The organism is Staphylococcus sp. HMSC072E01 (assembly GCF_001814125.1).
Taxonomy (GTDB): Bacteria; Bacillota; Bacilli; order Staphylococcales; family Staphylococcaceae; genus Staphylococcus; species Staphylococcus hominis.
This window is the reverse complement of record NZ_KV814962.1, coordinates 31,732-44,584: the sequence shown is the minus strand read 5'-3', so window position 1 is coordinate 44,584 and position 12,853 is coordinate 31,732. Positions and strand designations below refer to the sequence as shown.

At 31.8% G+C, this 12,853-nt stretch carries 14 protein-coding genes; 4 read left to right on the top strand and 10 right to left on the bottom strand.

Annotated elements, in window-relative coordinates; genetic code table 11:
* Window positions 1-53: 53 nt before the first annotated feature.
* From HMPREF2953_RS02075 to adhP, 6 genes are all read right to left on the bottom strand, one after another.
* Window positions 54-815 carry a MerR family transcriptional regulator gene (locus HMPREF2953_RS02075; RefSeq protein ID WP_070671543.1) on the bottom strand — a complete coding sequence of 254 codons (762 nt, stop codon included), beginning with the start codon at window positions 813-815 and terminating at the stop codon, window positions 54-56.
* Between the two features lie 90 nt (window positions 816-905).
* On the bottom strand, window positions 906-1,553 hold the full coding sequence (locus HMPREF2953_RS02070; protein WP_002448894.1) for an endonuclease III domain-containing protein: 648 nt from the start codon (window positions 1,551-1,553) through the stop codon (window positions 906-908).
* A 79-nt stretch (window positions 1,554-1,632) separates the two neighbouring features.
* On the bottom strand, window positions 1,633-3,294 hold the full coding sequence (argS, locus tag HMPREF2953_RS02065) for an arginine--tRNA ligase (RefSeq protein WP_070671541.1): 1,662 nt from the start codon (window positions 3,292-3,294) through the stop codon (window positions 1,633-1,635).
* Window positions 3,291-3,707 carry a YwiB family protein gene (locus tag HMPREF2953_RS02060; RefSeq protein WP_070671539.1) on the bottom strand — a complete coding sequence of 139 codons (417 nt, stop codon included), beginning with the start codon at window positions 3,705-3,707 and terminating at the stop codon, window positions 3,291-3,293. Before HMPREF2953_RS02060 ends, argS begins: the two co-directional genes overlap by 4 nt.
* A 369-nt stretch (window positions 3,708-4,076) precedes the next feature.
* The gene (locus HMPREF2953_RS11415; protein ID WP_002448878.1) at window positions 4,077-4,217 is read right to left on the bottom strand and encodes a hypothetical protein; all 141 of its coding nucleotides are present in this window, start codon (window positions 4,215-4,217) and stop codon (window positions 4,077-4,079) included.
* A gap of 180 nt (window positions 4,218-4,397) precedes the next feature.
* Window positions 4,398-5,408 (bottom strand): alcohol dehydrogenase AdhP, encoded by a 1,011-nt coding sequence (adhP, locus tag HMPREF2953_RS02055; RefSeq protein ID WP_070671537.1) that lies wholly within the window; start codon window positions 5,406-5,408, stop codon window positions 4,398-4,400.
* A 222-nt stretch (window positions 5,409-5,630) separates the two neighbouring features.
* Between adhP and larA the strand changes: the two genes are divergently transcribed.
* The 4 genes from larA to larC are packed head-to-tail and all read left to right on the top strand — an operon-like array spanning window position 5,631 to window position 9,721.
* Entirely contained in the window at window positions 5,631-6,899 is a 1,269-nt protein-coding gene (larA, locus tag HMPREF2953_RS02050) for a nickel-dependent lactate racemase (RefSeq protein WP_070671535.1), read from the top strand.
* An 18-nt stretch (window positions 6,900-6,917) separates the two neighbouring features.
* A complete protein-coding gene (gene larE, locus HMPREF2953_RS02045) occupies window positions 6,918-7,745 on the top strand; it encodes an ATP-dependent sacrificial sulfur transferase LarE (RefSeq protein ID WP_002488593.1) in 828 nt (275 codons plus the stop codon).
* A gap of 12 nt (window positions 7,746-7,757) precedes the next feature.
* Window positions 7,758-8,534: a nickel pincer cofactor biosynthesis protein LarB gene (gene larB / locus HMPREF2953_RS02040; RefSeq protein WP_070671532.1), complete on the top strand. Its 777-nt coding sequence runs from the start codon at window positions 7,758-7,760 to the stop codon at window positions 8,532-8,534.
* Window positions 8,531-9,721, top strand: coding sequence for a nickel pincer cofactor biosynthesis protein LarC (gene larC, locus HMPREF2953_RS02035; RefSeq protein ID WP_070671530.1), 1,191 nt, complete (start codon window positions 8,531-8,533; stop codon window positions 9,719-9,721). Before larB ends, larC begins: the two co-directional genes overlap by 4 nt.
* A gap of 54 nt (window positions 9,722-9,775) precedes the next feature.
* Here larC and HMPREF2953_RS02030 read toward each other — a convergent pair whose 3' ends face one another.
* The 4 genes from HMPREF2953_RS02030 to HMPREF2953_RS02015 form a co-directional block, all read right to left on the bottom strand.
* Window positions 9,776-10,282, bottom strand: coding sequence for a YwhD family protein (locus HMPREF2953_RS02030; RefSeq protein ID WP_070671529.1), 507 nt, complete (start codon window positions 10,280-10,282; stop codon window positions 9,776-9,778).
* A 72-nt stretch (window positions 10,283-10,354) separates the two neighbouring features.
* Window positions 10,355-11,659 (bottom strand): HD domain-containing protein, encoded by a 1,305-nt coding sequence (locus HMPREF2953_RS02025; protein ID WP_176746025.1) that lies wholly within the window; start codon window positions 11,657-11,659, stop codon window positions 10,355-10,357.
* Window positions 11,660-11,716: 57 nt separating this feature from the next.
* Window positions 11,717-12,193, bottom strand: a complete 477-nt coding sequence (locus HMPREF2953_RS02020; protein WP_070671525.1) for a GNAT family N-acetyltransferase — start codon at window positions 12,191-12,193, stop codon at window positions 11,717-11,719.
* Window positions 12,194-12,275: 82 nt separating this feature from the next.
* Window positions 12,276-12,812, bottom strand: a complete 537-nt coding sequence (locus HMPREF2953_RS02015; protein ID WP_002448926.1) for a flavodoxin family protein — start codon at window positions 12,810-12,812, stop codon at window positions 12,276-12,278.
* Window positions 12,813-12,853 lie beyond the last annotated feature (41 nt).

Below are 12,853 nucleotides of genomic sequence, written 5' to 3'. Positions count from 1 at the left end.
AGATATATTATACATATATCATCACATATTATAGAACTTTAAAACATCTTTTATTAAATATCATTTCGAATCGCATCAGCAATATATTGATTTAAATTATCGTGTCGTTTGTTATTAATTGTTTTAGCAAATCGCTCATCATTCTCATAAATCGAGGCAATATATTCTAAAAATTGTTCATCTATGTTAGGTACTTGTGTTCGAAGAATATCTTTTAGTTCAAAAATTGCTTGTTTAACCTGTATATGATTTATTTTATAGTTTGCAATGAATAATTCATTCATTTTATCAAAGAATGAATGTAACCTCTCCATTGTTCTCTTATTATTTTGTTGTTTTTCTGTAGAATTCAATTGTTTTTGATTCTCTTTAAAAGCTTGATAATAAGGAGGATGACTATATTTCATTTCAGCTTCTTTCTCATATTGATGTTGTATATTATCATTATTCCATTTACTCATATTAATCTCCTCTTTTCTATGATTAACGAGATGATGATTAAGAAAATGAATCATTTTGTTTAATTGATCTCTTTGTGCAACAATACACTGATAATTATTTTCTAATATTATATTTTTCTCTTCTATACTGTTACTAAAATAAAGTTGAATATCTGCTAATGATAAATTCAGTTCTCTTAGAAATTGAATAGTCTGTAATTTAGAGATATCCTTAGAAGAATAATAGCGATAACCATTAGATGCAATATAAGTTGGCACAAGCAACTCAATTTCATGGTAATAATGAAGTGTGCGTTTAGTTACTTCGGTAATATGACTCACGTCATTGGGTGTAAAGTATACCTGATTTTCCATTCTGACATCCTGCCTTTTTCTTAATCTATTTGATTCACTTCTCTTTTCATCTCTCTATAAAAGAGACTAAGCTATGACGTCACGTTAAGGTCAATCCATATTTGTAAAATATGGATCTAAGAAATGATATCTTTGTTCAATGGAGCCATTAAAATAATTTTTCCCAAAATTATCTAGTAAAGCATGAAATTCATTTGCATCTTGATTTGTAAAGTTTGAAGGTAATTCAACATGTCTTTTTAATTTATCGTAATTCTCAGTATTGGCATAACCGAGTTTTCTATATAACCGACGTGTATAATGATCAGGAATAAATTCAACCCTCTCAAAAATGTAGACTAGCAATACATCTGCTGTTTCACTTCCAATACCATGTAGTTTAAGTAATTCATTTCTTAAATGTTCTCCATATACTTCATTAATTTTGCAATAATCAAACTGATATTGATTTAACCAGTTGAATAATGTAGAAATTGCTTTTGCTTTATTGTTATAGAAACCACTAGAGCGGATTAATATTTTTAGTTCTTCTATCGGCAGATCTAATATGTTTTGAGGTTCAAAATGGGTTGCTTCTTTCAGCCGTCTAAGAGAAAGTGCAGCATTATTCCAGTTTGTATTTTGAACTAATATAGCACCTAATATAATCTCTTCACGTGTATCTGCTGGCCACCATCCTTGAGGACCCATATGTTTTAATAATGCTTTGTAAAGTTGTTCTGTAGTCATCATTGACATCTTTTTACCTTTCTATAAAAAATAAACACCTTCACAAATAAATATTCGTAAAGGTGCTTTTAATTTAAAAGTATTTATATTACATTGATTCTGGTGCTGATACACCCACTAATGCTAATGCATTATGTAATGTAATTTTAACAGCTTCAATAAGAGCAACATGTGCTTTTGTTTTTTCAATATCATCAGATAATACCTTTTCAGCATTATAGAATTTATGGAATGCTGAAGCTAGGTCTTGAATATAATTAGTTAATCGATGTGGTGCACGACTTTCAGCAGCACTCTCAATTGTAGGCTCAAACTCTGCTACTTTCTTCAATAAATCAATCGCTTTTTCATTTGTAATGGTACTAAAATCAGCGTTTTTGTCTATTTCAATCCCTTTTTCTTTAGCTTGTTTTAAAATTGAACAAATACGTGCATGTGCATATTGTGCATAATAAATTGGATTATCTTGAGATTGCTCTTTTGCAAGTTCCAAATCAAAATCAAAGTGCGAATCAGGACTACGCATTGTTAAGAAATAGCGCGCCGCATCAATGCCTACTTCATCCATAATTTCACGTAACGTAATTGCATTACCTGTACGTTTACTCATTTTAACTTCTTCGCCATTTTGCATTAAACGAACCATTTGCATAATTTGAATTTCTAAACGATCGCTATCTACACCAAATGTTTCTAAACTTGCTTTTAAACGATTAATATAACCATGATGATCTGCACCCATTAAATCGATTAAAATATCATTGCCACGATTAATTTTATTGTAGTGATACGCTGTATCAGGTGTAAAGTACGTATAGTTACCATCTTTTTTGATTAGTACTCTATCTTTATCATCCTTAAAGTCTGACGTACGTAACCAAGTGGCACCATCTGCTTCATACGTATAGCCTAACTCATGCATTTTTTCTAATGTATTATCAATCGCACCATTTTCGTATAGTGATGTTTCACTAAACCAATTATCAAAATGAACATTGAAATCTGATAAATCTTTTTTCAATTTATCCATTTCATAATCAACACCCAATTGTCTAAATGTTTTTAAGCGTTCTTCATCAGAGTAATCTTTCATTTCCGGATGTTTTTTGGCTAAGTCTTTACCAATTTCGACAATGTCTTTACCATTATAGCCATCTGTTGGCATTTCATGGCTTGTATCCCCTAATGCCTCAAAGAAACGTGTTTCAATTGAACGTGCTAAATTTGTAATTTGATTACCAGCATCATTAATATAATATTCACGTGTTACATCGTAACCAGCTGCAATTAAAATATTTGCTAGTGAATCACCTACAGCAGCATTTCGAGCATGTCCAATATGTAAGTCACCAGTTGGATTTGCTGATACATATTCTAATAATATTTTTTTGTTTTTTGGTTCTTCCGCATAACCAAATTTATCCCCTTTTTGAATTGCTTCTGAGATGACAGCTGTTAAATATTGATTATCTAAATAAAAGTTGATAAATCCTGGACCAGCGATATCTACTTGTTTTACGTTTGCTTTACTTGTATCTAAATTGTCTACAATAGCTTGAGCAATATCGCGTGGATTACGTTTAGCAATTTTAGTTAAGACCATTGCAATATTAGTAGAATAGTCTCCATTTTTAGTATCTTTAGGGATTTCAACTTTAATTTCAGGAATATCTTCTGCTAGATTTGCTTTTTTAATACTTGCTTCAATTTCTTGTATTAAAGTTTTCTTTACTTTTTCAATAATATTCATTCGCCTATCTCCTTATACTTAAGTTCATATTGATATGAGCCCATTTTTTCGTCATTTTGATGTAATTCGTATTGTATTTTTAATTTTCCACCATTTTCATTTACAAAATGTAAAATACTCTTAGTTCTTACTATTAATGGAATGCGTCCTGCTGGTATAGTGTAAAGTGTTGTAGTGTCCTTACCTTCAACGAAGTGTAAGTTCATATTGATATCACCTTTACGTATCAACTTCACGCCATTGTCTTCAATTTTAATTGTTACACTAACAACTGCACTTTCAATTTGTTCTTGATATCGAATATAATCGGCATGTTTTTGTTGCCATGATCCTTGAGAAGAAAATTCAAATGTTTGTTTTTCTCCATTTTGTTTTAAGACTTGTTTCGTTTGAATGTGTATATTCTTATCCAACGTCTGACTCACCTTAATCTTTAAAATATTACACCACATTATAGCATAAATCCTATAGTGCTTGAAGTTAACAAAATTCTATCAACATTAGTTAAATAGTTATCATAACAACGTCAGTAAAACAAAAGTCATTTTGCGTTCATTGTTCCATTTAAGTCCTTTCCCCAACTTACGTTACCCGTTGACTTTCTCTTTGAAAGTCTTTGTGTTGGGGCCCTGCTACAATTAAAAAATCTTGATATCCTGTGTTTTTAATTTAATTATCTACTTCTATGTAATGAAAAAGAGTCTAAGACGCTTATGTTTTAAGTCTCAGACTCTATTTTTCCAAGCTATTATGTTTTGAATGTCACCATTGGTATCATGGTATTACTTTTTTCTTTCTAATATGTCTGCTTTTGATTCAAGTTCAACAATATCATAATGATACTTTTCTAAAAGTGTTCTATATTTATAGAAGAAAATGATGCCGAAACCGATTGATGATACAAATAATAAGATATTTTTCATTTGCTGTCCTCTTTACTCCATAAATTAGATATAATCTTTTAAATAATTATATCATTAAATAACATTTCTTAATAACTAAATTAGATTAACTGTACCTTATTTCCCAGAAATAAATACTTTTGCTTCACTATCTTCTCCGCACCTATGAAATAAAATCTTTATATATTTTTTATTAATATATTAGAATTTAATTACCATTCGACCTGTAATAGTTCCTTTTTCCATTTCTTCAAAAATATCATTTATTTCTTCTAATTTACGTGTTTGAACTTTAGGTATAACCTTACCTTCAGCAGCAAATTGAAATGCTTCTTTTAAGTCTTGTCGTGTTCCCACTAAAGAACCTACCACTTCGATACCATCGAGAACTAAACGAGGAATTTCTAAATCCATTTTTTCAACAGGTAAACCAACCGCTACAACACGCGCGCCAGCTTTAACAACATCTACTGCTTGATTAAATGGCGTTTTAGCTACAGCTGTAATTACTGTTGCATCAAGTCCTTTTTCATCAGTTAATTTATTAACTTCTTCAACAGCATCTTGATTTTTTGTGTTAACAACTGCATCTGCACCTAGTTCTTTCGCAAAATTTAATTTATCGTCACTAATATCAAAAGCAACCACTTTAGCGTTGAATACATTTTTCGCATATTGTAATGCTAAGTTACCTAAACCACCAATACCGAATATCCCAATCCATTGACCTGGTTGAATTTGACTTACTTTAACTGCTTTATATGTGGTTACGCCTGCACATGTAATTGAAGACGCTGCTGCTGGATCTAAAGTTTCAGGTACTTTAACTGCATAGTCTGCTGTAACAATTACTTGTTCCGCCATCGCACCATCAACTGTATAACCTGCATTTTTCACATTACGACATAAAGTTTCACGGCCTGTTGTGCAATATTCACAATGACCACAGCTTTCAAATAACCAAGCAATAGAAACGCGATCACCTACTTTTAAAGATGTCACATCATCTGCTATTTTGATTACACGTCCAATACCCTCATGTCCTAAAGTTCGACCTGTTACATCTCCGAAATCTGCATTTTTAACGTGTAAATCTGTGTGACATACACCACAATACTCTGTTTGAACTAAAGCTTCACCTGGTTCTAAGTTACGTAATTCTTTGTTTTCCACATTTACTTTATGATTATGCGTTACTACTGCTGCTTTCATGGCAAATCACTCCTTATTCAATATAATTACAACCTAATTTCATTATATGTAAACGATTACAAAAATGGAAATATTTTACTTTTTTTATGATTAATTATTTAATTACTTATATTTCTATTAATTTCCTTTAATTAAAAAACGAGCATTAAGTATGCTATACTTTTAATTGTAATAAACATATAATTTACTATTTATCATCATGACTTATTGGAGGGGAAAACTGTGAAAACACATGTTTTATATGGGAAATCCGAAGTTGAAGTCGAAGTGCCAGATGATAGTACAGTCATAGAACCACAAAATATCGAGGCCCTTGAAGATTATACTTCAGCAATTCAAAATGTCTTAAGACATCCTACTGGCTCAAAACCATTAAAAGAATTAGTAAATAAGGATGATATTGTTTCAATAGTCATAAGCGATATTACACGTCCAACACCTAACCATATACTGGTCCCCCTACTCATTGAAGAATTAAATCACGTTCCTCGTGAAAATTTCGTCATTATTAATGGCACAGGAACACATCGTGATCAAACACGTGATGAATTAATTCAAATGTTAGGAGAAGATATCGTTGATTCTGTTAAAATCGTTCAGAATCACTGCAATGAAAAAGAAAATCTTACTAAAGTTGGACACAGTAAATATGGTTGCGATGCTTACTTAAATAAAGACTATGTAGCATCTGATTTTAAAATTGTTACTGGCTTTATCGAACCTCACTTCTTTGCAGGTTTTTCTGGTGGACCTAAAGGAATCATGCCTGGCATCGCTGGTCTTGAAACCATTCAAACATTTCATAATGCAAAAATGATTGGTGATCCAAGATCGACTTGGGGAAACCTAGAAGATAATCCTGTTCAAGATATGGCACGTGAAGTTAATAAAATGTGTAAACCAAACTTTATGTTAAATGTCGCTTTAAATAAAGATAAACAAATCACTTCAGCTTTTGGTGGTGATGTATTTGAAGCTCATAAAGAAGGGTGTGCATATGTTAAAGAACATGCCATGTTTAAATGTGATGATCGCTTTGATGTTGTCATTGCTTCAAATTCTGGTTATCCACTCGATCAAAATTTATATCAAACCGTTAAAGGTATGAGTGCGGCAAGTAAAGTTGTTAAAAAAGATGGGAATATTATTATGGTTTCAGAATGTGCAGATGGTTTTCCAGACCATGGTAAATTTGCTGAAATTTTCAAAATGGCTGATACACCGCAAGGTATCTTAGATTTAATTCATGATCCAAACTTTTCAGAGGTTGACCAATGGCAAGTACAAAAACAGGCAAGCATTCAAACCTTCGCAAATGTGTATGTTTACTCAGAACTTACTGACCAACAATTAAAAGATTCAATGTTAAATCCTACTTCAAATATTGAAAAAACAATTGCTGATTTAGAAGAACAGTATGGTCGTAAATTGAGTATTGGTGTAATGCCACAAGGACCCTTGACAATTCCTTATGTAGAAGATGAAGACTAATTGAAAGGATTGATAAATATGACTGAATTATTAAATAAAGAAAATACTTTAGATACATTATTAAAAGAAATGGAAAGTGTTGTTATTGCATTTTCTGGTGGCGTAGATAGTAGTTTAGTATTAAAAAAAGCCATCAATGTATTAGGTAAAGAAAATGTTAAACCCGTCGTTGTAAAATCAGAACTTTTCAGAAATGAAGAATTTAATAAAGCTATTGAATTGGGGCATGAACTAGGTATTGACGTTGTAGAAACTGAAATGGCGGAATTACAAGATGAAAATATTGTTAGAAATACACCTGAAAGTTGGTACTATAGTAAACGATTAATGTATAGCAAATTAACAGACATTAAAGAGACACTTGGTTTCAACTATGTATTAGATGGTATGATTATGGATGATTTAGAAGATTTCCGTCCTGGTTTAAAAGCAAGAGATGAATTCAAGGTACGTAGTGTACTTCAAGAAGCTAAATTATATAAAACTGAAGTTCGTGAACTTAGTAAAAAATATGATTTACCTGTTTGGAATAAACCAGCATTGTGTAGCTTAGCTTCTCGAATCCCTTATGGCGAAGCATTAAGTTTCACTAAAGTAAACAAAGTAAACGAAGCTGAAAAACATATCTTAAACTTAGGGGTTAACAATGTTCGTGTACGTTATCACCAAAATATTGCACGTATTGAAGTTTCAGAAGAAGATTTAGCTACAGTAATTAAAAATAAAGATAATATTACGTTACGTTTAAAAGAATTAGGTTTTGATTATGTAACTGTAGACTTAGAAGGTTACCGCACAGGTAGTATGAACGAAGTCATTGATACAAAAAACACTAAATTAGTATAAGGACGTACACTTATGAGTAATGATCAACATTTTATTGAAAATCTGCTCGAAGGTGTAAAATCAAACCAAATATCAATTGATGAAGCTAAAGCCCAACTTAGTCATTACGACGAATTGGGCTTTGCTAAAATTGATTTACATAGAGCAAAGCGTCAAGGTTTTCCAGAAGTTATCTTTGGACAAGGTAAAACAAAAGAACAAATTGATACCATTATAACTAGTTTATCTCGTTATCACCATGTAATTCTTGTTACACGTATTAATGAAGAAAAAGCAAATTATGTATTAGAAAAACATCCGCATTTAGAATATCATCCTGAAGCTCGCATTGTTTGTACTCCGATTGCCTCGGTTCAAAAATCAAAATATTATATTTCTGTGCTTTGTGCCGGAACTTCAGACTTACCGGTTTCTGAAGAAGCAGCTATTACTGCGGAACTTATGGGCATTACTGTGAAACGTTACTATGATGTTGGCGTTTCGGGGATACATCGTTTGTTTGAACATATTCATGAAATTCGACAAGGTAAAGTAAGTATAGTCATTGCTGGAATGGAAGGTGCTCTTGCAAGCGTAGTAGGTGGACTCGTAGACCATCCCGTTTATGCTGTTCCTACCAGTGTAGGTTATGGCGCTAACTTTAATGGTGTCACTACTCTTTTATCTATGGTAAATAGCTGTGCACCAGGTACCAGTGTCTTAAATATCGATAATGGATTTGGTGCAGGGTACAATGCCGCAATGATTATGAATATGTTAGAAAAAAATGAGGATGAGAGAAATATATGAGTAACGCATTATACTTAGATTGTCATGCAGGTATTGCTGGAGACATGCTCCTAGCTGCGTTGGTAGACTTAGGTGCTTCACCAAACGAAATAGAACATGAACTTAAAAAATTACCTATTGATAATTTTAAGTTAAATTTTAAAAAAGAAATGAAACAAGGTATTCATGCAATGACTTTATCCATTGATTTTCATGAGTCACATCACCATCGAACAGCATCTGATATATTTAAAATGATTGATGAAAGTGATTTAGATGAAAGAGTAAAAATGAGAAGTAAGTCTATTTTTGAAACGATTGGTCATGCAGAGGCAAAAATTCATGGCATGTCTATTAAAGACGTTCATTTTCATGAAGTCGGTGCCATGGATTCTATCATTGACATCGTTGGAGGGTGTATCGCTTTAGAATTACTTAATATCGATCATTTGTACTGTTCACCCATTCCTACTGGAAATGGGAAAATTAAAATAGCGCATGGTATATATCCAGTACCGGCACCTGCCACAGCAGAAATTTTAAAAGGTATACCATTAGCAAGCTTTGACGTTCACAGCGAACTGACTACACCGACAGGCGCAGCAATTGCTAAAAGTTTAGTGACAGAATTCGGCCCTTTTCCAGCTGCTACGATGCAACATATCGGATACGGCGCAGGGACTAAAAATTTTGATTTTCCAAATGTAATTAGAGCGATTCAATTTACAGATAATGAGACAAGTTATGATCAAGTACAAGTGTTAGAATGTCAAATGGATGATATGACACCAGAAACGTTAGGTCATTTTATGGATACTGCATTACAAAACGATGTATTAGACATATACTATTCCCCTATTATTATGAAAAAAAATCGACCAGCTACTCAGTTAACTATTATTTGTAAAGTTGAAGATAAATTGCGTATTGAAGATATGATATTAAAACATACATCCTCACTTGGCGTACGTAGTTATAAAGTGAATCGTCGAATTTTAGATAGAACATTTCGTGATATTCAAACGCCATATGGAAATGTTTCAATTAAACTTTCTTTAAAAAATGGAAAAATTTTTAAAATAAAGCCTGAATATGAAGATTTAAGAGTTATTAGTAAACAAACTGAACAATCTTTTCAACAGATTTATCATAATGTAATGAAATCAGTTCATCAGTTTTATAATATTGGAGATACTTTAGAAAAATAAAAACTCGAGATACTCAGTCATTGAATATGCACTGCTGAGTGTCTCGAGTTTTTTCTAATCAAATGCCTTAAATAACGCCTCGTTTGAGTTATTCCACATCGTTTCATTATGGGATATTAAAAAATCTTTTAATACTTTTTTATTTTCTTCACCAATTTGATCAATAATAACTTGATGTTTCATAGACTTATCCATCATATTGACATGTTCTGGCATACTCTTATAACCTCGACGAATACTTTTATTTACAAGTAAATAACATGCAGTGACGCCCGCGTAATAAGGACCATTTTCACCACGTTCAGTAGTCACCCAACATAACCAATATTCCTTAGCCTCTGGACCTTCCACTGATTCTTTATCAGTAATCCACTTTACGCCTTTTTCTACTTCCGCACGTGCATGCATACCGCCAATATCAACAAATGCTTCTTTATTTGCAACATCGATAAATACAGGTGCAATATTATCTAAACTAATCGCTCCTATATTTGTACCTTTATGACCATCTAGAGGATCATTTTTTATAATATTAAATTTAAACCCTTTATTTTCTGCCACGATGATTCCTCCAATACTTCTTTACCTTTTCACACTCGCTATTAAATAATAGCGTATATTATCATCAAATATTTAATTTAATTCATTCAATAAATTAATAATTGAACCTTTCACTTCCGAATCTTTAATATTAAGAATCATTTCTTTAGGATAGTATAGTTTATAGTCTTCTCGATTAATCCCAGTAATACTTGAAATGACTAACGATTGGCTACTAATTTCTTTAATACTACCATTTCGTCGTAACAAATGGATAGGTTGTCGATTAGAACCAGGTCGATCATAATCATATGGTAAATCTGAAAATGCTTCACTAACAAAATAATATTCCGGGTCAATGCCACCTTCAATAAATAAATCCTGTAATTCAGTAATTGTAATAATCGAACCATCAAATGGAATATACTTAAAGAGATCACGATTAATAAATCGACGCGCTAAATCACTTAAGATCTCATCTTCTTCATGTATCCATTTCTTCAAATAAAATAATACAGTTACTTCATCTAATTCTACATACTGATCAATTGTAATTGTACCTTCAAAAAATGGAATAAATTCTTTTGGATACATTTTAAATTGATAGTCTTCCTTATAAAGCTGTTTGACTCGCTTAAGACAATTATTTAATAGTACTTCTCCACCACGACTTACGGGATGAAAATAGATTTGCCAATACATTTGGTAACGACTCATAATAAAATTTTCTACAGCATGCATACCACTTTCTTTAATAAGTACTTCATCTTTTGATGGTCTCATTAATCGAAGTATACGCTCCATATCAAATGTACCATAAGATACACCGGTGAAATAAGCATCACGTTGCAAATAGTCCATACGATCAGCATCAATTTGAGATGAAATCATGGAAATGACTAATTTATTTTTATGCGTTTTATTAATAACATCGGCTACTTCCTGAGGAAAGGTCTCAGACACTCTACTTAATACTTCGTTAACCTCAGTGTTTCCAGTAATAATTTCTTGGGTAAACGCTTCGTGATCCGTATTAAATATCTTCTCAAAACTATGTGAGAACGGCCCATGACCCAAATCATGTAATAAAGCTGCACATAAAGCAAGGGGGCGATCTTTATTATTCCATGCTTCACGCCCAACAAATGATTCATCAATCATACGTCTTACAATTTCATAGACTCCTAAAGAGTGTCCAAAACGACTGTGTTCTGCAGTATGAAAGGCAAGGTATAATGTACCTAATTGCTTAATACGACGCAAGCGCTGAAATTCTTTAGCTTTAATTAAATCCCATATCAGTTGATCTTTAACATGAACATACTTATGAATTGGATCTTTAAATACTTTTTCTTCAGCTAATTTTTTAGTTACATAAGATGATTGTGTCAAATTCATCCTCCTCTTTCATACTTGCTTTCATCAGTAGTAATATGAATTTAAGTTAATTAATTCTTATAATACTTTCTTCATTAACGCTAAATCTAATTGTTCACCATACATTTCTGGTTGATATGAACGAATTATTTCGAAACCATGATGTTGATAATAATGAATAGCTTCTTTGTTCTTATTATCCACTTCTAAAAAGACCGTATCATATTCATTTTCAAATTCTTGTAATCCTTTTTCAAGTAAACTTGTGCCATAACCTTTATGTTGTACACCTGGATGAACATAATGGGCAGCTAAGTACAATTCTTTACCATAGATAAAGTTAGCAAATCCTACAATTTCATTATTTTCTTCAACAACTAAAAAAAGTTGATCTTCTAATCGCTTTTTTAAATGGTGTTCATTATACGAAGCTGCTAATAATTCATTAACTGTTGATACTGCATAAATATTTAAATAGGTATTATACCAAGCTTTTGTAGCTACATCTCTTATTGCTATAACGTCATTAGTTGTCGCTTTTCTAACTGTATACATGCTTCATTCTCCTGACATTTCATTGTAATTTAATAACAAAATTATATCATAGTATATTAATAAACGCTTTCACTCAACCTTATTAAGACAGGACTGCATTCCATTCCTGTGCTCTTTCTAGAGCATATACATCTTTCATAACATCTCCAGGTCTTTCTGCTGTACCAATAATATAACCATTTAGTTTTGCTCCGAGAAAATCTAAACTATATTCTAATTGTTTAATGCAAGGTTTCGCTTTTACTTTCGGACAATCTCCCCCAACTAAGATTAATCTAAAATCAATGTTAGACATTTTAGTTTTAAAATCCTGATATTTAGGATCGATTAATGATTCTGACCAATGATCGATAAATGCCTTTAAAGATGCTGACACACTATACCAATACACAGGGGATGCAAAAATAACTGTATCACTTTCAAGCACTTGGTCAATAATCAATTGATAATCATCTATGTATGACTCAATTTGCTTTGATTCGTGCCTATAATCTCTTACAGGTTTAAAATGATATTGTGTTAAATCAATCCAATTATATTGTTTTCCTTCTAGAGCATATTGTGTTAATTGAGCAGTATTTCCTTGGGGACGACTTCCACCAAATAATACAGTAATCATATATCTTACCTCTTTTTTAGTTTATATTATTAATGTATTTT